Annotated in this window: 25 protein-coding genes; 16 read left to right on the top strand and 9 right to left on the bottom strand. The window is 55.7% G+C overall.

The window, feature by feature from the left end:
- Positions 1 to 153: 153 nt before the first annotated feature.
- The 10 genes from K3729_09145 (at position 154) to K3729_09100 (ending at position 8,645) form a co-directional block, all read left to right on the top strand.
- Positions 154 to 600, top strand: coding sequence for a paraquat-inducible protein A (locus K3729_09145; GenBank protein ID UWQ97661.1), 447 nt, complete (start codon positions 154 to 156; stop codon positions 598 to 600).
- Between the two features lie 73 nt (positions 601 to 673).
- A complete protein-coding gene (radA, locus tag K3729_09140) occupies positions 674 to 2,038 on the top strand; it encodes a DNA repair protein RadA (protein ID UWQ97660.1) in 1,365 nt (454 codons plus the stop codon).
- Between the two features lie 21 nt (positions 2,039 to 2,059).
- On the top strand, positions 2,060 to 2,641 hold the full coding sequence (locus tag K3729_09135; protein UWQ97659.1) for a CvpA family protein: 582 nt from the start codon (positions 2,060 to 2,062) through the stop codon (positions 2,639 to 2,641).
- A 137-nt stretch (positions 2,642 to 2,778) separates the two neighbouring features.
- Positions 2,779 to 4,239: an amidophosphoribosyltransferase gene (gene purF, locus K3729_09130; GenBank protein ID UWR01001.1), complete on the top strand. Its 1,461-nt coding sequence runs from the start codon at positions 2,779 to 2,781 to the stop codon at positions 4,237 to 4,239.
- 65 nt (positions 4,240 to 4,304) lie between these two features.
- Entirely contained in the window at positions 4,305 to 4,595 is a 291-nt protein-coding gene (locus K3729_09125) for a hypothetical protein (GenBank protein UWQ97658.1), read from the top strand.
- A 32-nt stretch (positions 4,596 to 4,627) separates the two neighbouring features.
- Positions 4,628 to 5,269 carry an SDR family oxidoreductase gene (locus K3729_09120; GenBank protein ID UWQ97657.1) on the top strand — a complete coding sequence of 214 codons (642 nt, stop codon included), beginning with the start codon at positions 4,628 to 4,630 and terminating at the stop codon, positions 5,267 to 5,269.
- A complete protein-coding gene (locus K3729_09115) occupies positions 5,266 to 5,826 on the top strand; it encodes a hypothetical protein (GenBank protein ID UWQ97656.1) in 561 nt (186 codons plus the stop codon). Before K3729_09120 ends, K3729_09115 begins: the two co-directional genes overlap by 4 nt.
- Positions 5,827 to 5,930: 104 nt before the next feature.
- Entirely contained in the window at positions 5,931 to 6,716 is a 786-nt protein-coding gene (gene surE, locus K3729_09110) for a 5'/3'-nucleotidase SurE (GenBank protein ID UWQ97655.1), read from the top strand.
- Positions 6,716 to 7,354 (top strand): protein-L-isoaspartate(D-aspartate) O-methyltransferase, encoded by a 639-nt coding sequence (locus tag K3729_09105; GenBank protein ID UWQ97654.1) that lies wholly within the window; start codon positions 6,716 to 6,718, stop codon positions 7,352 to 7,354. Before surE ends, K3729_09105 begins: the two co-directional genes overlap by 1 nt.
- A gap of 61 nt (positions 7,355 to 7,415) precedes the next feature.
- Positions 7,416 to 8,645: a peptidoglycan DD-metalloendopeptidase family protein gene (locus K3729_09100; protein UWQ97653.1), complete on the top strand. Its 1,230-nt coding sequence runs from the start codon at positions 7,416 to 7,418 to the stop codon at positions 8,643 to 8,645.
- A 93-nt stretch (positions 8,646 to 8,738) separates the two neighbouring features.
- On the opposite strand, the gene K3729_09095 is transcribed toward K3729_09100, so the two are convergent.
- The 4 genes from K3729_09095 to tatA are packed head-to-tail and all read right to left on the bottom strand — an operon-like array spanning position 8,739 to position 11,258.
- Complete coding sequence (locus K3729_09095; protein ID UWQ97652.1) at positions 8,739 to 9,581, bottom strand: ATP-binding protein; 843 nt, start codon at positions 9,579 to 9,581, stop codon at positions 8,739 to 8,741.
- Positions 9,578 to 10,570: a twin-arginine translocase subunit TatC gene (gene tatC, locus K3729_09090; protein UWQ97651.1), complete on the bottom strand. Its 993-nt coding sequence runs from the start codon at positions 10,568 to 10,570 to the stop codon at positions 9,578 to 9,580. The genes K3729_09095 and tatC overlap by 4 nt, the downstream gene beginning before the upstream one ends.
- Entirely contained in the window at positions 10,567 to 11,010 is a 444-nt protein-coding gene (gene tatB / locus K3729_09085; GenBank protein UWQ97650.1) for a Sec-independent protein translocase protein TatB, read from the bottom strand. The genes tatC and tatB overlap by 4 nt, the downstream gene beginning before the upstream one ends.
- 35 nt (positions 11,011 to 11,045) lie before the next feature.
- Complete coding sequence (gene tatA / locus K3729_09080) at positions 11,046 to 11,258, bottom strand: twin-arginine translocase TatA/TatE family subunit (protein UWQ97649.1); 213 nt, start codon at positions 11,256 to 11,258, stop codon at positions 11,046 to 11,048.
- A gap of 196 nt (positions 11,259 to 11,454) precedes the next feature.
- On the opposite strand from tatA, the gene K3729_09075 reads away from it, so the two are divergent.
- Complete coding sequence (locus K3729_09075) at positions 11,455 to 12,114, top strand: HTH domain-containing protein (protein ID UWQ97648.1); 660 nt, start codon at positions 11,455 to 11,457, stop codon at positions 12,112 to 12,114.
- A 34-nt stretch (positions 12,115 to 12,148) separates the two neighbouring features.
- On the opposite strand, the gene K3729_09070 is transcribed toward K3729_09075, so the two are convergent.
- The 3 genes from K3729_09070 to K3729_09060 form a co-directional block, all read right to left on the bottom strand.
- Positions 12,149 to 12,973 (bottom strand): sulfite exporter TauE/SafE family protein, encoded by an 825-nt coding sequence (locus K3729_09070; protein ID UWQ97647.1) that lies wholly within the window; start codon positions 12,971 to 12,973, stop codon positions 12,149 to 12,151.
- Complete coding sequence (gene dusA, locus K3729_09065; protein ID UWQ97646.1) at positions 12,973 to 13,968, bottom strand: tRNA dihydrouridine(20/20a) synthase DusA; 996 nt, start codon at positions 13,966 to 13,968, stop codon at positions 12,973 to 12,975. The genes K3729_09070 and dusA overlap by 1 nt, the downstream gene beginning before the upstream one ends.
- Before the next feature lie 103 nt (positions 13,969 to 14,071).
- Positions 14,072 to 14,800: a GntR family transcriptional regulator gene (locus tag K3729_09060; protein ID UWQ97645.1), complete on the bottom strand. Its 729-nt coding sequence runs from the start codon at positions 14,798 to 14,800 to the stop codon at positions 14,072 to 14,074.
- A 90-nt stretch (positions 14,801 to 14,890) separates the two neighbouring features.
- Between K3729_09060 and K3729_09055 the strand changes: the two genes are divergently transcribed.
- From K3729_09055 to K3729_09035, 5 genes are all read left to right on the top strand, one after another.
- Positions 14,891 to 15,931: a Gfo/Idh/MocA family oxidoreductase gene (locus K3729_09055; protein ID UWR01000.1), complete on the top strand. Its 1,041-nt coding sequence runs from the start codon at positions 14,891 to 14,893 to the stop codon at positions 15,929 to 15,931.
- Positions 15,932 to 16,945 carry a Gfo/Idh/MocA family oxidoreductase gene (locus tag K3729_09050; GenBank protein UWQ97644.1) on the top strand — a complete coding sequence of 338 codons (1,014 nt, stop codon included), beginning with the start codon at positions 15,932 to 15,934 and terminating at the stop codon, positions 16,943 to 16,945. It begins immediately after the preceding gene.
- Positions 16,942 to 18,006 carry a Gfo/Idh/MocA family oxidoreductase gene (locus K3729_09045; protein UWQ97643.1) on the top strand — a complete coding sequence of 355 codons (1,065 nt, stop codon included), beginning with the start codon at positions 16,942 to 16,944 and terminating at the stop codon, positions 18,004 to 18,006. Before K3729_09050 ends, K3729_09045 begins: the two co-directional genes overlap by 4 nt.
- 3 nt (positions 18,007 to 18,009) lie before the next feature.
- The gene (gene uxuA / locus K3729_09040) at positions 18,010 to 19,221 is read left to right on the top strand and encodes a mannonate dehydratase (protein UWQ97642.1); all 1,212 of its coding nucleotides are present in this window, start codon (positions 18,010 to 18,012) and stop codon (positions 19,219 to 19,221) included.
- A 440-nt stretch (positions 19,222 to 19,661) separates the two neighbouring features.
- Positions 19,662 to 19,973: a cupin domain-containing protein gene (locus K3729_09035; GenBank protein ID UWQ97641.1), complete on the top strand. Its 312-nt coding sequence runs from the start codon at positions 19,662 to 19,664 to the stop codon at positions 19,971 to 19,973.
- A gap of 9 nt (positions 19,974 to 19,982) precedes the next feature.
- Here K3729_09035 and K3729_09030 read toward each other — a convergent pair whose 3' ends face one another.
- Both K3729_09030 and K3729_09025 read right to left on the bottom strand, forming a co-directional pair.
- Positions 19,983 to 20,534 (bottom strand): N-acetyltransferase, encoded by a 552-nt coding sequence (locus K3729_09030; protein ID UWQ97640.1) that lies wholly within the window; start codon positions 20,532 to 20,534, stop codon positions 19,983 to 19,985.
- Complete coding sequence (locus K3729_09025) at positions 20,534 to 21,280, bottom strand: 3-oxoacyl-ACP reductase FabG (protein ID UWQ97639.1); 747 nt, start codon at positions 21,278 to 21,280, stop codon at positions 20,534 to 20,536. The genes K3729_09030 and K3729_09025 overlap by 1 nt, the downstream gene beginning before the upstream one ends.
- Between the last annotated feature and the right edge of the window lie 9 nt (positions 21,281 to 21,289).

Raw genomic sequence — 21,289 nt, 5'->3', positions numbered from 1 at the left:
CATGGAAGACCTCACCATGCCGGATCTGACCAAGGACGTTGACAGCAACGTGCTGATTTTAGCACAAAAGCCAGCCGCTGAATAACCCACCCTTGCACAAAGGCGGAACGCATCACCATCTATGATCAAGCGACATAAAAGGTGAGTGCGTACATGCAGACGGCCCTGAAGATTACAAACCTAAGCCTATTGGTTTTGTTTCCCATCGCGTGGTTTGCGCCATTGATGCGCGCAGGCCTGCTACCGTTGTTTGGACTATCCGAAATTTCCGTCATTTCCGGTCTGCAGAGCCTTTGGAAGTCAGATGTATTTCTGGCATTGGTCGTCACGGTCTTCGCGCTTTTCGCGCCGTACCTGAAGACAATAGGCCTCGCGTTAGTTCATTTTGATCTGCTCAAGGCGAAAACGCTGCCAGTGCTGAGCTATATGGGCAAATTGGCGATGGCCGATATCTTCTTGATTGCGTTGTACATTGTGCTTGCGAAAGGCGTTGGCATCGGCAAAGTGGAAACCGCATGGGGCCTCTATCTATTCACGGCCTGCATCGTCGTGTCGTTGCTTATCTCGATGTTCTCCACAAAATCCGCCCCTACAGATTGACCCCGATTTTTCGGCAAATTCGCGTTTGCGCATTTGCATTGCGGCCCATGTCAAAATGGGACAAAACGGAAACATGGCTAAATCGTTAAATTACACCTGCAATGAATGTGGCGCCTCCAGCACGAAATGGTCGGGCCAATGCGACGCCTGTCAGGCCTGGAATTCGATTGTCGAGGAAAAGCCGCTTGCGGCCGGACCCGGCAAAAAATCCTTAGCGGCGCGACGCGGTAAACCGATCCCGCTAACCGATCTTGCAACTGTCGGCGAAGCCCCGCCCCGCACCATGTCAGGCGTCGGCGAATTGGACCGTGTGCTTGGCGGCGGCTTGGTGAAGGCGTCCGCCCTTTTGGTCGGCGGCGATCCCGGCATCGGGAAATCAACGTTGCTATTGCAGGCCGCCGCCCGCTTTGCCCGCAACGGGCTAAAGGTCGTTTACATCTCAGGCGAAGAATCCGCGGCCCAAGTCCAGATGCGCGCCCGTCGTTTGGGGCTGCATGAAAGTCCCGTGGCGCTCGCCTCCGAGACAAACCTGCGCGACATTCTCACCACCCTTGAGGCCGAAAAGCCCGATTTCGCGATTATCGATTCGATCCAGACCATGTGGGCCGACCACGTGGACAGTGCCCCCGGATCCGTGTCGCAGGTCCGCACCTGTGCCCACGAACTGACGACATTTGCAAAGACCCATGACGTTGCCATCGTGATGGTCGGACACGTCACTAAAGAAGGTGCAATTGCCGGCCCGCGTGTCGTTGAGCATATGGTCGATACAGTGCTGTATTTCGAAGGCGAGCGCGGCCACCAGTTCCGGATTTTGCGATCCGTGAAGAACCGCTTTGGCCCTGCTGATGAGATTGGCGTGTTTGAAATGACCGGCAAAGGGCTTGCGGAGGTTAAGAATCCCTCGGCCCTTTTCCTGTCAGAACGCACCCCTGCACCCGGATCAGTTGTGTTTGGCGGCATTGAAGGCACCCGTCCGATGCTTTGCGAGATCCAAGCCCTTGTGGCCCCTTCGCCACACAGCCAACCCCGCCGATCTGTCGTCGGATGGGACAGTGGACGGCTTGCAATGATCCTCGCGGTGCTCGAATCACGCTGTGGAGTCCCCTTCACCGGATTGGACGTTTATCTTAACGTAGCAGGGGGTTTGCGCATTTCAGAGCCAGCCGCGGACCTCGCCGTGGCAGCCGCGCTCGTTTCGGCGCGAGAAGACGCTGCATTGCCAAAAGAATCGGTGGTTTTTGGCGAAATCAGTCTGTCCGGTGCGTTACGTCCTGTCGTTCAGACGGAAAATAGATTGAAAGAAGCGGCAAAACTTGGTTTTACCTCCGCAATCACACCGCAACAGACCAAACAGGTCGCGGCGTCCGGTCTAACTTTGCGGCAACCGCAAGATTTGGCTGGTTTTGTTGAAGAGGTATTCGGCGCAAGATCCTAGGCGTCGGGCAAGAGGAACGACATGGACTTTACAATCATCGACGGCGTCGTCGCGATCATCATCGTGCTTTCCGCCCTACTGGCCTACAGCCGTGGCTTTGTCCGCGAAGCAATGGCCATCGCGGGATGGATTGGGGCCACGATTTTGGCCTTTATCTTTGCCGATCAGGTGCAACCGCTGATCCGTCAAATTCCGGTCGTTGGCGACTTTATCGGCGATAGCTGTGAATTGTCGATCATTGCTTCTTTCGCAGCCGTATTCGCTGTGGCCCTCGTCGTCGTGTCGATCTTCACACCGCTGTTCTCTAGCATCATCCAACGATCCGCCCTTGGTGGTTTGGATCAAGGTCTTGGTTTTGTCTTTGGCGTGGCGCGCGGCATCTTGCTCGTGGCTGTTGCGTTCTTCGTGTACCAAACAGTTCTTTCTACGCAGAAAATCGAAATGATCGAAAACAGCCGTTCTGCTGTGATCTTCTCGCAGTTCACCGGCACGATCGGCGAACGTGATCCTGAAGCAGCACTTGGCTGGATCACCACCCAATACGAGCAGTTGGTCGGCGATTGCGGCGCAACAGAGCCCGCCGAGACGCTGACAACCGAGTAAGACAAACAAAGGTGCGCTGCGGCGCACCTTTTCATTCGTGGGATGCCCGATCTATGGGCGTGACTCTGTCGTCCCAAATGATTAAGACGCCCCTAAACGCAGCCACTGGATATGGAAAGCTCACCTTGTCCCATCAGATGCCCCCTGCCCACCCTTTTGACGATGATAAGCTCAAGGAGGAATGCGGCGTCTTTGGCGTCGTCGGTGTCAGCAACGCCGCCAACTTTGTAGCGCTTGGTCTTCACGCCTTGCAGCACCGCGGTCAAGAAGCGGGCGGCATCGTCACCCACCACCCTGAAACAGGTTTTCACCAAGCCCGCCGTATGGGTCTGGTCCGCGATAACTTTACTTCTGCCGAGATGATCGAACGCCTGCCCGGTCCGATTGGGATCGGTCACGTGCGTTACTCCACCGCAGGCAACAAAGGTCAGCGTACAGAAATTCGTGACGTTCAGCCGTTCTTTGGCGAATTTTCGATGGGTGGGGCTGCGATTGCCCATAACGGGAACATCACCAATGCGATGTCCTTGCGCAAAGAGTTGACGGAACGCGGATCAATTTTCCAGTCGTCATCTGATTCCGAATGCATCATCCACCTGATGGCCCGCTCCATGGGCAAAACCATTCCCGACCGGATGGAAGAAGCGCTACGCAAAGTCGAAGGCGCCTTTTCCGTCGTCGCGATGACCCGCACAAAACTGATCGGCTGCCGCGATCCGTTAGGCGTGCGTCCGTTGGTTCTGGGCAAGGTCGGCGATGGTTGGGTTCTGTCTTCCGAGACCTGTGCGCTTGATATCATTGGCGCGGAATTCATTCGTGAAATCGAAGCTGGCGAAATGGTCGTGATTTCGGACAAAGGCGTCGAAAGCCATTTCCCGTTCCGCCGCGCGAAATCGCGCTTCTGTATCTTTGAACATGTGTATTTCAGCCGTCCTGATAGCCAACTTGGCGGTCGGTCCGTATATGAGACACGCGAAAACATTGGTCGTGAACTAGCCAAGGAAAACCCCGTTGTAGCCGATCTGGTTTGCCCGGTTCCGGATTCCGGGACCCCGGCTGCGATTGGCTATTCCTTGGAATCCGGTATCCCGTTTGCCATGGGGATTATCCGTAACAACTACATGGGTCGGACGTTTATCGAGCCGACTGAACAGATCCGCAACATGGGTGTTCTGTTGAAGCTCAATGTCAATAAGGCGCTGATCAAAGGCAAACGCGTGATCTTGGTTGATGACAGTGTTGTACGCGGCACGACCAGCCGCAAGATCAAGGAAATGGTGCTGGATGCTGGTGCTGCCGAAGTCCACTTCCGCATCGCGTCCCCGCCTACAGCTTGGCCGTGCTTCTACGGCGTCGATACGCCAGAACGCGAAAAACTGCTGGCCGCGACTATGTCCGAAGAAGAAATGCGGGTGCATCTGGGCGTTGATAGTTTGAAATTCATCTCGCTGGATGGGCTGTACCGCGCAGTTGGCGAAAAAGATGGCCGCAATGCAGCGTCGCCTGCCTATTGCGACGCATGTTTTTCCGGCGAATACCCGATCGCCCCCTCTGACATGATCGAACAAGGCTTTAAAGCGAAGCAGGCCGCCGAATAGGCCAGCGAAACGTTTCCTAAACTTTTCCATGCGATCCACAAAGCATCCAGAATTCAGGAGGTGTGATGGGACGCATGGAAAGCAACGATAGTCACCAAGTCAGCTATCGCTGGTCCATCATTATGGACGGCGGCCAAACCATCGCTTTTGAAGGTGGTAACACAGCTGGTGCTGCAAAATTCGTAGATGAAGTGCAGCGGTTTCATCTCACCGGCGAGAAACCGAAGGAAGTGCGAAACTACCGGTTTCCCACGCACAACCATTCAACCGCGTTAGCCGCGGATATCCTTGTCGATATATCCAAAGTTCAACTTGTTTTGCGGGAAACACTGCCGCTAACCTTGTCGGCCCCTTGACCGTTTGAGGTTGACGCGTCACATGGTGCGTTATGACAAAGATTGCATTGATCACTGGGGCCTCTCGTGGGCTTGGCGCAGCGCTTGCCGAAGAATTGGCTGCTACCCATCATGTTGTGGCCGTTGGTAAGACAACTGGTGCGCTGGAAGAATTGGATGACCGTATCCAAGCAGCGGGGGGGGTATCGACACTGGCCCCAATGGACATCACTGTTGAGGCCGCGATGCAGCAGTTGTGCCGCTCGATCTATGACCGCTGGGGTAAACTGGACCTTTGGGTACACACAGCCGTTCATGCCGCCCCTCTTGCGCCTGCTGGCCATATCGGCCCCAAAGATTTCGATAAATCGGTTTTGACCAACATCACCGCAACGGCCCGCCTGATCGGGTACATCAGCCCATTGCTTGGGACTGAAGGACGTGCGCTGTTCTTTGACGATCCCAAAGCTGGCAATGCGTTCTTTGGCGCTTATGGTGCAACGAAGGGCGCACAGGTCGCGTTGGCGCGCAGTTGGCAGGCTGAAAGTGCCAAAACCGGCCCGGTCGTCAAAATTTTATCGCCCGCAGCCATGCCAACAGCGACACGGGCGCGGTTCCACCCGGGCGAAGACAGATCCACGTTGGCCAGCCCGGCAAGCGAAGCAAAACGTCTCTTGGGTGAAATCCTGTCATGACAAACCCGACGCTGACCGACATTGTTGGTAGCGTCAAAGCACATTCGGCACCAGACAACATGACAACCGCAATCATCGCGATTGATGGCTGCGGTGGCGCGGGCAAAACAACTTTATCCGAACGCTTGGCAACGCGTCTTGATGCGCAAGTGATCCATACCGATGAGTTTGCGAGCTGGGACGACCCGCTGAATTGGCACGACAGGCTGATCCAGCAAGTGCTGCAACCGCTTCATGCTAATACCGCCGCCCGATACCAACGCTTCGATTGGTCAACGAACCGTCTGGCGGAATGGCATAGCGTCCCGATACAACCTTTCGTCATCCTTGAAGGTGTGAGCAGCGCACGGATCGCTTTCCGAAAATTTCTGTCATTCGCCATCTTTGTCGACACCCCGTCTGACATCTGCCTGCAACGCGGCCTAGCGCGCGACGGTGCCGATGCGGCCCCACTTTGGCGAGACTGGCAAGCTGCCGAAGCCGCATACCTGACCTCGGACGCCCCACAAGATTTCGCCAATCTGAAAATCGACGGCACCCAATCCATCCCAAAATAACACCCACCGTCTGAGTCTCAGCCGCAACATTGCAAAAATGACGCTATCCCCTTCTTGTCCACTGCGAAAACCTCGCTTACGAACAAAACAACAAAGGGGCGCAGATGCGTATTTTAATCACAAATGACGATGGCATTAACGCCCCGGGACTGAGAGTCTTGGAAGCCATTGCAACAGAAGTTGCTGGTCCCAACGGCGAGGTCTGGGTCGTTGCCCCCGCGCTGGAACAGTCCGGCGTCGGCCATTGCATCAATTACACCCGCCCGACCATGATCACAGAAATCGCGCCGCGCCGCTTCGCGGTCGAAGGTGCGCCTGCGGACTGCGTGCTGGTTGGCCTGTATGAAATTATGAAATCGGCAAAACCGGACTTGATCTTGTCTGGCGTCAATCGCGGCAATAACGCGGGTGAAAACACGCTGTACTCCGGCACCATTGGCGCCTGCATGGAAGCGGCTTTGCAAGGCTACAACGCAATTGCGCTGTCGCAATATTACGGTCCAGATAACGCCCATCTCGATGATCCATTCGAAGCCGCAGCACAACACGGCGCCCCCCTGATCAAGAAACTGATCGCTCAGGGCGTCTGGGACAATGCCGACTACCGCCTGCTATATAACCTGAATTTCCCACCAGTGCCCGCCGCTGAAGTAAAGGGCCACAAAGTCGTCGCCCAAGGCTATCGCCCCAATGCCCGCTTTTCAGTCGAACCCCAAACGTCACCGTCCGGCCGCCGCTACGCGTGGATCAAAGGTGGTAGCCAGCGCGAAATGACGGCTGAGGGCACTGATGTGCGCGCCAATCTCGAAGGCTACATTTCGATCACGCCGATGCGGGTTGATCTGACAGCCTACGACGTTCTGGATCAGCTAAAGGGTCAGTTGGATTGATGATCGACCCTGACATCAAAATGCAGTTTCTTTTCGCGTTACGATCCAAGGGCGTGACCGACGCACGTGTATTGACCGTCATGGAACAGGTCGACCGCGCCGCCTTTCTGAAGGGCTTGTTCAAAGAACGGGCGTACGAAGATATGCCGCTGCCCATTGCCTGCGGCCAAACGATTAGCCAGCCGTCTATCGTCGGCTTGATGACCCAAGCGCTAAACGTGCAACCTCGCCATAAAGTTTTGGAAATCGGGACAGGGTCCGGCTATCAGGCCGCAATCCTCGCGAAATTGGCCCGTCGTGTTTACACAATTGACCGTTTCAAACGACTTGTGACCGAAGCAAAGTCCCAATTTGACGCTCAAGACATCAGCAATATTACCGCAATCGTCGCAGACGGCAGCCACGGGTTACCCGAACAGGCCCCCTTTGATCGCATATTGCTGACCGCAGCTGCAGAAGACCCACCCAGCACCCTCTTGGCGCAATTGCGGATTGGGGGTATCATGGTGTTGCCGGTCGGCCAGTCCGATACCGTGCAAAGCCTAATCCGTGTCACAAAGACCGAAGACGGATTGGACTATGAAGAATTACGTACCGTTCGTTTTGTGCCCCTGCTCGAAGGGCTCGGCCAAGATTAACGCAAAAGGCGAGACAGGGCAGAACCCCGGCAAACGGGGCGCCCGCATGAGGAGCAGAGATATGACCGCCAACAGGCGCAATGGGGTGCGACGCATCCTGATGACCACCGCAGCCCTTGCCGCATTGGCTGGCTGCGCGGAAAACCCATTTGAAGGGTTCGACTTTGACCTACGGGACTTGGGTGACGGGTTCGACACCTCTGAAGCGGTTGCGAATATTGCGCCACGCCCTGCCCCCGATGATCGCGGCGTTATTTCTTACCCCAATTACCAAGTCGTTTTGGCCAAACAAGATGACACAATCCGTACGATTGCGGGGCGCTTGGGTCTGAATGCAGTAACTTTGGCAACGTTCAACGGCATTGATGCAGATGCCACGCTGCGCCGCGACGAAGTTATTGCACTACCTTCCCGTGTCACCGAACCGTCACCTGCAACAGGTGCAGCAACGACCGGCCCGATCCAACCGCTTGATGTTGCAGCGGTTGCGACGACCGCACTTGACCGTGCCGATGCAGCTGCGCCAGCAACACAGGCGACACCGCAAGCTGCCCCGGCCCGCCAATCCGGAGCAGAACCTGTCCGCTACCAAGTCGGTCGCGGGGACACCGCATTTACCATTGCACGGCAGTTCAACATTCCCGTCGCAAGCATCGCTGAATGGAATTCGCTTGGGCCCGACTTGGCGATCCGCGAAGGGCAATTCCTGTTGATCCCGCAAAGTAGCACGCCAAGCCGTCCACAATCCGTGGCAGATGCGCCAGTCACTACACCGGGCACGGGTAGCCAAACACCCGTACCGCCAAGCGCGTCTGCGCCGCTGCCAGATGAAGCCCCATCCGTTGCTGCACCCGCGCCGGAAGCACCGAACCTAGGCACACCGACGGCAACGCCCGCGCCTGCACCGGCGGCGGCACCTGCCCCCGCACCAGCGGCAAGCAGCAATGCTCAGCTTGTTCGTCCGGTCGCAGGCACAATCATCCGCGCCTATGCCGCAGGTCGTAACGAAGGGATCGACATCGGTGTGCCAGCAGGGACAAGCGTGAAGGCAGCCGATGCAGGGTCTGTTGCCGCTGTGACCACGGACACGTCCGGCGTTGCGATTGTTGTGATCAAACACGCGGGCAATCTGCTGACCGTCTACACCAATCTCGCAGATCTGACCGTTGAAAAAGGCGATAGTGTTTCGCGCGGTCAAGCCATCGCCAAAGTCGCAGCAGGCGATCCAAGCTTCCTGCACTTCGAAGTACGGCGCGGATTGCAATCCGTTGATCCGGCCGACTTTTTCTGAGTTTTCGTCAGTATCCCGCCGAGGTGCCCGTTGATCGGACGGGATGCCTCCGGCGAGGATATTTAAGACCAAAAGAAATAGGGCGTTGCGCTGTTAACCCAGCGTGACGCCCTTTCTACCTGCGAGATCAAGGAAATACTGCCAAGCCACACGGCCCGACCGTGATCCGCGTGTCGCCTGCCATTCAATAGCCTCTGCGCGCAATGTATCGTCGTCAATTGTCACACCATGTGCGTCGCAGTATCCACGGATCATCGACAGATATTGATCTTGGTCGCAAGGATGAAACCCGAGCCACAGACCAAAACGGTCGGAAAGAGACACTTTCTCTTCCACGGCTTCCCCCGGCGTGATCGCAGTTGAGCGTTCGTTTTCAATCATATCGCGCGGCATTAAGTGACGTCTGTTGGACGTCGCATAGAGCACAACATTGTCCGGCCTGCCCGCGATGCCACCATCAAGGACCGCCTTCAACGATTTGTAGTGCGCGTCGTCATGGCTGAACGATAGATCATCGCAGAACATCAAGAAGCGTTGCGGCCGATCGCGCAGCATATCAAGACAGCGACCGATGCTTTCCATGTCCTCGCGCTGGACCTCAACAATCCGGAGGTCGGGGTAATCTTTGATCACCGCTCCATGGATTGCTTTGACAAGGCTGGATTTTCCCATGCCCCGTGCGCCCCAAAGCAACGCGTTGTTGGCAGGCATACCTTTGGCAAACTGGATCGTGTTGGCCAGCAGCGTGTCCCGTGACCGGTCCACCCCGATCAAAAGATCCAAATCAACGCGGTTGACCTTTTCTACGGGCACCAATTGGTCCGGGTCGGTTTGCCAAACATAGGCGCTTGCGGCGCTCAGATCGGGTGCAGGCAGCGGCGCGGGGGCGAGCCGTTCAAGCGCCTCCGCGATCCGCAACATCACGTCGTCGTTCATGGCTTTGGCTCGTCCGCAGCGTCGGCTAAATCTGCATCTTCTTCGTCATCCTCGATGTCGTCGAACAAGCTTTCATCTTCGCCGATAATGCCTTCAGCACGCGCCGCTTTGTCTTTGCGTCGTTCGACGCCTGCCACCAAATGGATCGAGATTTCGTACAGCCCGAAGACCACCACAAACAAGATCAGCTGGGTGGTGACGTCCGGTGGCGTGACCAACGCCGCAACTACAAGAATACCAACAATCGCGTATTTGCGGACGTTGCGCAGGCCGCGCGATGACGCAAGACCAGCCGTACCCATTAGGGTCAAAAGAACCGGAAGCTGGAAACAAACCCCAAAGGCCACGATCATTTTCAGCGTGATATCAAGAGTTTCGTTGACTTTGCCGTTGAAGACAATGTCAACGCCACCGTCGCTTGGCGGTGCTGCGAAGGCTGGCATTGCGCTTGTCCCGCCAGAGCCAGGCAGTAACAACGCGCCGTTCGCAGGAGGCGCAACAGCATCTGCCATGATCGCAGAAACGAACGATGGAAGGTCAGCAAACCCGAGGAAAAACGCCATGGCAAGCGGTACGACCACATAATGGGCGAAGGCCGCGCCGATCAAAAAAAGTACGGGACTTGAGATGATAAATGGCAAGAACGCGTTCTTTTCGTTCTTGTAGAGACCGGGCGCCACAAAACGCCACAGCTGATACGCGATCACAGGGAACGATAGCGTTAGACCGCCCACAACCGAAATGCGGATCAACGTGAAAAAGTATTCCTGCGGCGCAGTGTATTGCATCACAGGATTTTCGTTGCCCAAGGACCGCATCGTTTTCTCAATCGGCCCAAGCAAAAAGTCGAGCAACATGCTGCCAAACGAAAAGCACAACACCATGGCGACCAAAAACGCGCCAACCGAATAGATAAGACGCTGCCGCAGCTCGGTCAGGTGTTCGATTAACGGCGCGGCGCTGCCGTCCATCTCGTCTTGGGTGCTCATGCTTCGCCCTCTTTTGGCGCGGTCGGTGCTTTGGTTTGGCCGACCTCAGGTGCGGCCGTTTCAGCTTCGGCTGCTTTCGCAGCCTCGCGTTCTTTGCGGGCCTCTGCGGCCTGCGCCATACCTGCGTCCATCTTTTCTTTGGCCGCCGCCCGTTCAGGCGACAAGGCTGCGGTCGCCGCAGTGATGCCTGACGCTTCTTTCAGTTTGTCGACACCAAATGCCTTGGGGTTTGCAGCGGCTTTCAGCCCCTTAGAGATATCGTTCACACCGGCATCATTGGCCGCATCATTCATCGCTTTCGAGAACTCGCGCGCCATGCCTTTGGCCTTGCCTGTAAACTCTCCCATTGTGCGGAACAGTTGCGGCAGGTCCTTAGGACCGATCACGATGAGGGCAACAATGCCCACCACCATCATTTCACTCCAGCCGAGGCCAAACATGTGCGATTACCTTATAGGGATCAGATATGGGCGACTTAGACTTTGTCTTGCTCTTCAGCAGGTGTCACGTCTTTGGCGTTTGCCATTTCGTCTGTGACTTCTTTGTCCGCGTCGTTCACGCCCTTTTTGAACGCAGTGATGCCTTTGCCCACTTCGCCCATCAGGCTGGATACTTTGCCACGGCCAAACAGGACCAAGACAACAACGGCGATCAGAAGGATGCCGGGGATACCGATGTTATTAAGCATGATGTTCTCCTTAGAGCAGGCCGTTCGACCCGCATAAATCTGTCATTGATTGACAGATAGGGGGCAAAGTGCCGCGATGGAAGTGGGAAAATACAAGATAAAACCCCTTTTTTGCAAGGGCATGATGTTATTTGTGACAAATACTTGTCAGTTGTCAGCTTTTTGTCAAAATGGACAGGTTGATAAGGAATCAAAGATGCGACGCGCCGACCGCCTGATGGCACTTGTTCAAATCCTCAGAGATGGAGCGCTTCACCGTGCTGGCGATCTTGCTGCCGCCGTCGATGTCAGTCTGCGGACGATTTATCGCGACATGGAAACGCTCGCCGCGTCCGGTGTGCCAATCGAAGGTGAACGTGGCGTGGGCTATCATGTGACGGCTGCCATCACACTGCCCCCGCTGAACCTGACCATGACCGAATTAGAGGCGTTGCATATGGGATTGATGGCTGTCGGCGGCGGGAATGATGCAGAGCTTGCCACGGCAGCGAACACATTGACCCAAAAACTGGACGCGGTCATGCCAGAGGATCGGTCACGCAGCCCTGCCCCCTATAGTTTTGCGATCTACCCTTTTGCGGATGCCGCGAAAGGGTTCCAGCATTTGCCGCAAATCAGGCAGGCCATTCGGACCCGCCAAAAACTGCTGCTATCTATAGGTGGGCACCATAGAACCGTCAGGCCGCTCCAACTGGATTATTGGGGGCGGCTTTGGACCTGCGTTGTCTGGTGCGAAACGACCAAGGGCTTCGATGATCTCCGCGTTGATCAGATCACGCACATGCGTATTCTACCGAGCCTTTTTGTGGATGAACCTGAAAAGTCCTACACGGCATATTTGGCCCAACGGAAATAACCGCAGGGCCAAAATTTCGCAAAACCCGGACCGTTTAGCCAATCAGTGCTTTACGCAACATGTTCAGCGCCACGAGGATCAAAAACACGCCAAAGACTTTCTTGAGTGGTTTAGGATCCATCTTATGCGCCAATGCAGCCCCCCAAGGCGCAGTGATCAACGTCATCGCAATCACAAGCGCGAAAGCCACAAGATTAACTGCCCCGATCGTCAACGGCGGCGTTGGAACATCCGACATATCCGCGAGCAAAAACCCGATCACGGACGGCACGGCGATGATCACACCAAATCCTGCGGCCGTGGCCACGGCGCGGTGAATAGCGACGCCATAGAGTGACATCACGGGGACGCCAAACGACCCGCCACCGATCCCCATAAGCACCGACAAAAACCCCAGCAGCGGCGAAAGCACTGCACGAGCTGGCCCCACAGGCATCTCCGGACCTAAACGCCATGATGCGCGTCCAAAGGCCATATAGGCCCCGACAATAATCGCGAGCACACCGAAGATGGCTTGCAAGGCACCAGACCGCAGTGATGTCGCGATGCTCACCCCGATGACCGCGCCGATCACGATACCGGGCAGCCAGCCCTTTAGGATTTGCAGGTCCACGGCACCTTTTTTGTGATGCGCCAACCCAGACCGGACCGACGTCACGATGATGGTCGCAAGCGATGTTCCTAAACACAATTGCATCAGCTGCGGGCTGTCGTAACCAAGGGCACTAAATGCGTAGAAAAACGCAGGGACCAACACGATGCCGCCCCCAACCCCCAACAGGCCCGCCAAAACACCGGCAAAGGCACCAATGATCAAAATCAAACCGACCATCGGCAACAAAAGTGAGAGTTCAGGCATTATGCGGCTTCTTTCGTAATAAAGGACAAAGCATCAAGCAGGACCTGCGCATCAGCCCCGTCGCGGTGCGCGTTCTCGGACAGATAGCGCCGCCACATACGTGCGCCAGGGCGGGCTTGGAACATGCCAAGCATATGACGTGTGACTTGGTTCAGGCGACCACCCTGCGCGATGTGATCCGTGATATACGGCACCATTTCGAGCACGACGTCTTCGGCGGACTTCGCGGCGTCTGCACCGTAAATAAGACGATCTGCGTCTAACAGCACGTCAGACGGCGTATGATACGCGGACCGCCCAATCATCACGCCGTCCAGCCCCGCATCCAGAAAGCCAAGTGCTGCGTCCAAATTGGTAATTCCACCATTGATGGACAGATGAAGATGCGGGAACAACCCTTTCATTTCATGTACCAATTCGTAATCAAGTGGCGGCACATCGCGGTTTTCTTTCGGGGACAACCCTTGCAGCCATGCCTTGCGCGCGTGAATTGTAAAACGATCGACACCAGCAGCACTGACCCGCGCCAAAAAGTCAGGCAAAACCGTCGCCGGATCTTTATCGTCCACTCCGATCCGGCACTTGACGGTCACCGGCAAATCGGACGCGTCCTGCATTGCTTTCACACAGGCTGCAACGACGTCAGGACTTTCCATCAGGATCGCGCCAAATGAACCGGATTGCACCCTGTCAGACGGGCAACCGCAGTTCAAATTAACTTCGTCATAGCCGTATTCCGCGGCAATAGCGGTCGCCTGCGCCAATTGCGCAGGATCAGACCCACCAAGCTGCAGCGCCACTGGATGTTCAGCAGCATGAAAGCCTAGCAGCCGATCACGATCACCATGAACAATCGCAGGTGCCGTCACCATTTCGGTATAAAGAAGGGTCTGCTTTGACATCAACCGGTGCAAATAACGGCAATGCTTGTCCGTCCAATCCATCATCGGGGCGACGGACAAACGCGCGGCGTCTCTGACTTTGTCTACACTCATGTGACATATCCCAATCGCAGCCCTTCCGGGCCGAGTTCGGGTTCGGGTTAGCCCATACCGCTTTGAAAGAAAAGCCATGCAGCGTTGGCCTTGCCGTGCTTGCTCAAGATGGATCGAAAAACGCTGCGTTCTGTTCTGCGACATCCTGCAACAACGCCAGAACTGCCCTTGTGTGATTTCGTGCAATTTCTGTCGCCAGTGCTTTGTCTTGCGCAATCATCGCATCAAATAATCCAGTATGCTCTGCATGGAGGGTGCTTAACCGTTCAGGATCATTCAAAGAAATCACCCGCAAACGATCTAGCTGCGCCTTCTCATCATGCAAAACCTGCGCTGCACGCGGGAAACCCGTGCCGTCTGCAATCAACCCGTGAAAAGCATCGTCGAGATGGTGAAACCCAAGATAGTCGCCATCCACAATCGCCGCCGCCTGCCCTGCAAGGTTTTCAGCAATCGCCGCCCGCACATCAGCAGACATACCAAATTCAACGATGCGGGTGACATTGGCAACCTCAAGCGCCTCTCTTAGAAATTGTGCCTCTTGCAGCTTTGCTGCGTTTAGCTTGGTGACAAAGCTACCGCGGCTTGGCCGCGTTTTTACCAAATGCAAGGCGCGCAGTTGCGCAAGCGCTTCGCGGACAGGCGTTCTGCTGGCACCCAGCTGAGTTCCGATTTCGGGTTCCGACAAGGCCTGACCGGGGACCAGCCGCATCGACAGGATCGCATCTTTGAGAATCGCGAATACCTGCGGACCCGCCGCCAAAGCGGGATCAACACACGCGGGTGTCAGCGCCGTCAAGGCAGGCGGAGCGGAAGGATCATCATCAGACATGCTATGTGGTATACCGGTATACCGGCGCTTTACAATGGCCGCCCGCTTCCGTTACGTTTCGTAACAGGCGAACGAATGGAGCAAGACGCAATGATGAACGCAGTGCTGATCGGTTTGGGGATGGTTGCCGAAACGCACGTACGCGCCATTGCGGCTGCTCCGGATGTGACCTTGCACGGTATCTACGCACGCAACACTGAAAAAGCGGTCGCTTTTGCGCGGGAAATGACACCGGTTCTGGAAGGCCCGCTCAAGGTCTACGACACAGTGCCTGACATCGCTTCGGACCCGGACGTCGATTTCGTCATTATCTGCACACCGCCCAATGCCCGTCTTGATCTGGTTACCGCATGCGCAAATGCCGGTAAGCCGATCTTGATGGAAAAACCCGTGGCCGTTGATACCGAAACAGCCACAACCATCGTACAAATCTGCGAAGACGCATCCGTTCCGCTTGGCATCGTTTTTCAGCACAGAGTACGGGAAAGCACGGCTGATCTGGCAAAACGCCTGCGTGACGGCGCGATGGGCGACATCGCCGTCGTGGAAATATCCGTGCCGTGGTGGCGGGATCAATCCTATTACGATGAACCCGGACGCGGAACGTACGCCCGTGACGGTGGTGGCGTATTGATGTCTCAAGCGATCCACACCTTGGACCTTGCCCTTTCTTTGATCGGCCCAATTGAAAACGTCCAAGCGACCATCAGAACTACCGCATCACATGACATGGAAGCTGAGGATTATGTGACAGCGGGCCTTGATCTGGCGTCTGGCGCCGTCGGATCGCTCGTTGCCAGCACGGCCAGTTTTCCAGGGCAGCCCGAGTCTATCACCCTGCACTGCGCACATGCGTCCGCGACGCTGACAGGCGGACAAGTGACCGTGCAATGGCGCGACGGGACGACGGAGGTCACTGGCGAAAAGGCCGACACGGGCGGTGGCGCTGACCCGATGGCCTTCACCTTCGCATGGCATCAGGCGATTATCTCTGTTTTTGCACAGGCCGTTCGTGACGGCACTGCCCCGATAGCCAGCGGTCGCGCCAGCCTTCAGGTCCACTATTTGATCGATGCGATCGTCCAGTCGTCACACGAAAAGCGGTCGGTTCGCGTTCAGAAAGGTCCGTAGATGACGAAACCATTGAATTTTGCCGCAATTGGAATCGATCATCGTCATATTTTTGGCATGTCAGAAAGCATGATCGAGGTCGGTGCAGAATTCGTCGGATGGTGGACCGCAGGGTCCCCGCCCCCGCTAGACGGTTTTATCAAACGATTTCCGGACGTGCCGCGGGTAACGGATGTAGAGACGCTGTTAGCTGATCCGTCAATTGATTTGATCCTGATCTCTTGCGTGCCTGCTGATCGGGCCGCATTTGCTGTGCGTGCCATGCGGGCGGGCAAAGACGTTATGACCGACAAACCGGGATGCACAACGTTGGACCAACTCGACGCGATCAAGACAGCCCAAAAAGCGACCGGTCGGATTTGGTCGGTGAATTTTTCCGAACGTTTTGAAGTCGCCTCCATGACCCGCGCCGCTGAACTGGTCGCTGCCGGAGCTATCGGCAAAGTAATCCAGACGACCGGTCTGGGACCACATCGCCTGAATGCAGCAACGCGACCTGACTGGTTTTGGCAACGAGACCGGTACGGCGGCATCCTGTGCGATATCGGTTCGCACCAGATCGATCAGTTTCTGTTTCTGACGGGCCAAGCCAACGCAGAAATTAAGCGCGCCTATACCGCCAATTATGCGAACCCTGACCATCCCGAACTTGAAGACTATGGCGAAATCGTCCTTCAAGCAGGCGACGCGCATGGGTTCATTAGGGTCGACTGGTATACACCCGATGCTTTGCCGACATGGGGCGACGGGCGGCTGACCATTCTTGGCACCGAAGGGTATATCGAGCTGCGCAAATACGTGGACGTCGCCCGCGATGAAACAGGCGATCACCTGTATTTGGTCAACGGCGACCGCTGTGAAAAGATTGATTGCAGCGTTGCGGGGCGTCCCTATTTCGCGCGCCTGTCCGATGATATCCGGAACCGTACAGACACGGCGGTTCCGCAAGCGCATACCTTCAAAGCGATGGAACTTGCGATCAAAGCGCAGATGCTGGCCGAGGAGGCTAAATGATCACGGTCGCAATTCTTGGCGCAGGGATCGGTCGCGAGCACCTTGACGGCTATCGCGCCTTGCCGGACCTATTCGAGGTCAAAACACTTTGCGATCTTGATCGCGCGCGCGCATCAGAAGTGGTGGGCGAAGATCCGATAACGATCACCGATAAACTCGACTTAGTACTCGCTGATCCCCGTATCGATCTCGTGGATGTCTGTTTGCCGCCACACCTGCATTTTCCGGTCACAATGCAGGTCCTGAAGGCTGGTAAACATGCGATTTGCGAAAAGCCGTTGGTGTCATCCCTTGCGGATGCAGATAGTTTAACATCCACATCCAATGCTTTGAATAAGAACGTTTATCCGGTCTTTCAGTATCGCTACGGACGCGCGATGTCGCAGGTCCAATCGTTGCGTGATGCTGGTCTTCTGGGCACGCCTTATGCCGCATCCATTGAGACCCATTGGTGCCGCCGTGCCGATTATTATGCAATCGATTGGCGTGGGACATGGGCAGGCGAAAACGGCGGCGCAGTTTTAGGCCATGCGATCCATAACCACGATCTAATCACAGCACTGATTGGGCCAGTTCAAAGCCTTTCTGCATTTACCGCGACGCGCGCAAACCCAATAGAAACAGAGGATTGTGCATCGATCTCAATGCAAATGGTGAATGGCGCTTTAGTCACGTCGTCAATCACCCTTGGGGCGGCTGATGATACCACACGGCTCAAGTTGACCTTCTCGGGAGTCACGATCACCAGTGGCACAGCCCCTTACGCGCCTGCAACCGATACGTGGACCTTCACCGCACGCGATCCAGAACTTCAATCTGCCGTTGATGACGTCATCAATAGCGTGGGTGATGTGCCGCAAGGATTTACAGGTTTTCTTTCAGCCATCGCAGCTGACCTCAAACAACAGCCAGCCGAAGCGGTCACCCTAGCCGACGGCCGCCAATCGATTGAACTGGTTGCTGCGATTTACCACGCCGCGCGGACCGGAACTGTTGTCACCCTCCCTTTGACCGAAGACCACCCGCTTTATGCGGGTTGGCACCCCTCGAAAGACTCGTAAGACATGAAACAAACTTGGCGCTGGTTCGGACCACACGACACGATCACAACTGCTGATATGCGGCAATGCGGTGTGCAGGGGGTCGTTTCGGCCCTGCACCACATCGCGCCCGGCAAGGTGTGGCCGCAGGATGAAATCAAAACACGACAAGCCCAGATCAGCACATTCCCCGACGGGACTGCATCGGGGCTAGCTTGGGATGTCGTGGAAAGCCTGCCTGTTTCCGAAACGATCAAGACAAAGGGTCCCGACTACACCAGCCATATTGCCAACTACATCGAAAGCCTGCGTAACATCGCGGCCTGCGGCATATCGGTCGTGTGTTACAATTTTATGCCGATCCTTGACTGGACACGGACCGATCTGCGTCGCCGGATGGATCATGGTGGCAATGCTATGTCGTTCAACCTGATCGATTTCGTCGCCTTCGACCTTCATATCTTGAAACGCGCGACAGCGGCGGACGACTATAGCGCGGAAATCCTTTCGCAGGCGGCCCAACGGTTTTCCGAACTTGGTGCCGATGGGGCGTTACAGCTGCAACACAACATCATTGCTGGTCTGCCCGGTGCCAACGACACATGGACCTTACAACAAGTTCGCGACAACCTTGCGACCTATGCACAAATTGATGCGGCCAAGCTTTACAGCAACATGATCGACTTTCTTGCCGAAGTGGCCCCCGTCGCCCAAGACCTTGGTATTCGTCTGTGCTGTCATCCTGACGATCCGCCCTTCCCTCTGCTTGGCCTACCGCGGATCATGTCGACACAAGCGGACTACGCCAAACTAATCCAGGACGTTGATGTTGCCGCCAACGGGATCACGTTCTGCACAGGATCGCTGGGTGTTGATCCGAATTTTGACGGCCCGGCTTTTATCCGCGCGCTTGGACATCGCATCCATTTTGTCCACCTACGCAATACGACGCGCGAAAAGCCCAGTGACGGCAAGCGTACAAGTTTCCACGAAGCCGCCCACCTCGAAGGCGACACAGATATGGTCGCGGTGATCCAAGCGCTTGTGGCGGAGGAAGCCAAACGTCGAGAGGCAGGTCGAGCCGATCATGAAATTCCGATGCGTCCCGATCATGGCCAAGACATTCTGGACGACCTGACAAAGGACAGCATGCCGGGTTACCCGTTGATCGGTCGGATGCGAGGGTTGGCAGAACTACGCGGGATTATGGCCGCAACGCTGCACGCCCAAAGATAGGAATTCGTTAACTTTTTTGAGGTATGGTCTGCTGGCAAGGAGAGCAGCTATGGACCTATCCCGCAATCGATCACCACTAGATGCGCACACGACCGAACCGCACAATCCGAACTGGCGTTGCGTGAATAACCACACAGTTGCAGTGCAACGATCAGACGATTTGCACCCTCAATCTGCTTTACTGTGGAGGTTTATGTTATGCTTCAGCATCGTTTTCTGGGTGGGCGTAGGGCTGCTGGCATTCGGCTAACGAAAGGCTGCGACCTTGCAGCGACGGCGATAAGCTGAATGTTTGCCTTCTGTTCCTCAACATGTGATCCAACCACACCGGCAGCAATTTCTTGTAGGTTCTTGATCACAAACGCTTCCGTTCTTCCGCGTAGTATTCTAGTATTTCAAACTGAAAATACGTTGAATCGACCAAAGCAAGGAAGCGCCAAATGACTGATTTTCCGGTAATCGAAGCAGGCGAAAATGTGACACGGCAAGTGCTGGCGGATCATCCTGATTTGATGGTTGTCGCCTTCGGCTTTGGTGCAAAAGGTGCCGAGGGAGCGTTGCACAACCATCCGCATGTTCAATCGACGTTTGTTGAAAGCGGTCGGTTTCGGTTTTCTGTAGACGGCGCTGAAACCGAAGTAGGTCCCGGCGACAGTTTTGTCATACCGTCAAATGCTGTGCATGGCTGCGTCTGCCTTGAACCGGGCCGTCTGGTCGATTGCTTCACGCCACGACGCGATGATTTTCTATAAGCTCTGCGGCTACTTACGTAACCCCACACAGTCCAACTGCCAGAACGCATCGCGCATGATGACGGTGCCGCGATGCTTGGCTGTGTCTTCAATCAAATAGACTTGAAACGCTTTTTCAGGAATGCGTAGCGACGGCCGCCGAAAGCCCAAATCACCGGCCGCGACAAATCCAGAGCCGCTATAATATTTGGGGTTACCTTCCAAAAAGACCATCCCTGCCCCTGCGCCCCGCGCTGCTTGAATACCAGCAGCGACAAGTGCTTTTCCAATTCCATGGCCTTGGTGTTCAGGCAAAATGCCCAGCGGCGACAACGTATAGACATCGACCATTTGCGCATCCGCGTCCAACCATGTGTGCGACAACAAGACATGTCCGACAATACGGCCTTCGGTTTCTGCGACTATCGAAAGCGTTGGCAGCGCCCCTTTCAGCGAACGCAAGGCCGATACAAGATTGACGATCGGTTCATCGGCCCCAAATGCTTCGGTATGCAAAAACGCAACCGCCCCAAAGTCCGATTGGACTTCAGGGCGGATGATCACATTTGCTGGCGTCGCCATTAGCTGAACAACATGCCACCGTTGATGTCGATGTTGGTGCCCGTCATGAACGCGCTGTCGTCACACGCGAGGAACAGAACCAAGTTCGCGATATCATCCGGCACACCCTGACGACGCACAGGTGCGGATGCTTCCAGACCGCGACGTGCTGCGTCCGGCGTGTGGATGTTGTGGAAGTCGGTGTCGATCATGCCGGGGCAGATTGCGTTGACGCGTGTTTTTGGACCCAGTTCTTTGGCCAGACCACGCGTCATCGTCATCACCGCACCTTTCGAAGATGCGTAAGCCACGGAACCCGGACCACCGCCATCACGACCAGCTTGGCTGGCAAGGTTCACAATGGTGCTGTTCTCGGACATGTGCGGCAAGCACGCCTTGATCATCAAGAAGATGCTTTTCAGGTTGAGGTCCATGACCGCATCCCAATGGGCAACCTCCATATCAAGGATCGTTTTGCGCGCGATCAGACCGCCTGTGTTATTCACCAGAACGTCTACGCCGCCGAATTCTGCAACGGTCTTTTCGACCAGCGCGTTCACGCCCGCCTCTGAAGACAGATCGCCTTGCAGCGCAAACGCTTTACCGCCCGCAGCAGTGATTTCGGCAACAGCCTCATCCGCTCCTTTGCTGGATGAAAAGTAGTTGATCGCAACATTCGCGCCTGCTTTTGCGAGCATTTTCACGCAAGCCAGACCGATATCGCGGCCACCGCCTGTGACGATGACTGTTTTCCCTTGAAGTTTCATGCGTAATTT

The organism is Rhodobacteraceae bacterium S2214 (assembly GCA_025141675.1).
GTDB lineage: Bacteria > Pseudomonadota > Alphaproteobacteria > Rhodobacterales > Rhodobacteraceae > Yoonia.
This window is presented reverse-complemented; position numbering and strand designations above follow the sequence as displayed.

Bases quoted from the DNA above. Each gene is read 5' to 3' on its own strand.
- surE (UWQ97655.1), top strand. From the start codon at position 5,931: ATGCGTATTTTAATCACAAATGACGATGGCATTAACGCCCCGGGACTG.
- K3729_09145 (UWQ97661.1), top strand. From the start codon at position 154: ATGCAGACGGCCCTGAAGATTACAAACCTAAGCCTATTGGTTTTGTTT.
- K3729_09105 (UWQ97654.1), top strand. From the start codon at position 6,716: ATGATCGACCCTGACATCAAAATGCAGTTTCTTTTCGCGTTACGATCC.
- tatC (UWQ97651.1), bottom strand. From the start codon at position 10,570: ATGAGCACCCAAGACGAGATGGACGGCAGCGCCGCGCCGTTAATCGAA.
- K3729_09125 (UWQ97658.1), top strand. From the start codon at position 4,305: ATGGGACGCATGGAAAGCAACGATAGTCACCAAGTCAGCTATCGCTGG.
- radA (UWQ97660.1), top strand. From the start codon at position 674: ATGGCTAAATCGTTAAATTACACCTGCAATGAATGTGGCGCCTCCAGC.
- K3729_09120 (UWQ97657.1), top strand. From the start codon at position 4,628: ATGACAAAGATTGCATTGATCACTGGGGCCTCTCGTGGGCTTGGCGCA.
- K3729_09115 (UWQ97656.1), top strand. From the start codon at position 5,266: ATGACAAACCCGACGCTGACCGACATTGTTGGTAGCGTCAAAGCACAT.
- K3729_09030 (UWQ97640.1), bottom strand. From the start codon at position 20,534: ATGGCGACGCCAGCAAATGTGATCATCCGCCCTGAAGTCCAATCGGAC.
- purF (UWR01001.1), top strand. From the start codon at position 2,779: ATGCCCCCTGCCCACCCTTTTGACGATGATAAGCTCAAGGAGGAATGC.
- K3729_09095 (UWQ97652.1), bottom strand. From the start codon at position 9,581: ATGAACGACGACGTGATGTTGCGGATCGCGGAGGCGCTTGAACGGCTC.
- tatA (UWQ97649.1), bottom strand. From the start codon at position 11,258: ATGCTTAATAACATCGGTATCCCCGGCATCCTTCTGATCGCCGTTGTT.
- K3729_09070 (UWQ97647.1), bottom strand. From the start codon at position 12,973: ATGCCTGAACTCTCACTTTTGTTGCCGATGGTCGGTTTGATTTTGATC.
- K3729_09025 (UWQ97639.1), bottom strand. From the start codon at position 21,280: ATGAAACTTCAAGGGAAAACAGTCATCGTCACAGGCGGTGGCCGCGAT.
- uxuA (UWQ97642.1), top strand. From the start codon at position 18,010: ATGAAACAAACTTGGCGCTGGTTCGGACCACACGACACGATCACAACT.
- K3729_09035 (UWQ97641.1), top strand. From the start codon at position 19,662: ATGACTGATTTTCCGGTAATCGAAGCAGGCGAAAATGTGACACGGCAA.
- tatB (UWQ97650.1), bottom strand. From the start codon at position 11,010: ATGTTTGGCCTCGGCTGGAGTGAAATGATGGTGGTGGGCATTGTTGCC.
- K3729_09075 (UWQ97648.1), top strand. From the start codon at position 11,455: ATGCGACGCGCCGACCGCCTGATGGCACTTGTTCAAATCCTCAGAGAT.
- K3729_09100 (UWQ97653.1), top strand. From the start codon at position 7,416: ATGACCGCCAACAGGCGCAATGGGGTGCGACGCATCCTGATGACCACC.
- dusA (UWQ97646.1), bottom strand. From the start codon at position 13,968: ATGAGTGTAGACAAAGTCAGAGACGCCGCGCGTTTGTCCGTCGCCCCG.
- K3729_09060 (UWQ97645.1), bottom strand. From the start codon at position 14,800: ATGTCTGATGATGATCCTTCCGCTCCGCCTGCCTTGACGGCGCTGACA.
- K3729_09050 (UWQ97644.1), top strand. From the start codon at position 15,932: ATGACGAAACCATTGAATTTTGCCGCAATTGGAATCGATCATCGTCAT.
- K3729_09055 (UWR01000.1), top strand. From the start codon at position 14,891: ATGATGAACGCAGTGCTGATCGGTTTGGGGATGGTTGCCGAAACGCAC.
- K3729_09135 (UWQ97659.1), top strand. From the start codon at position 2,060: ATGGACTTTACAATCATCGACGGCGTCGTCGCGATCATCATCGTGCTT.
- K3729_09045 (UWQ97643.1), top strand. From the start codon at position 16,942: ATGATCACGGTCGCAATTCTTGGCGCAGGGATCGGTCGCGAGCACCTT.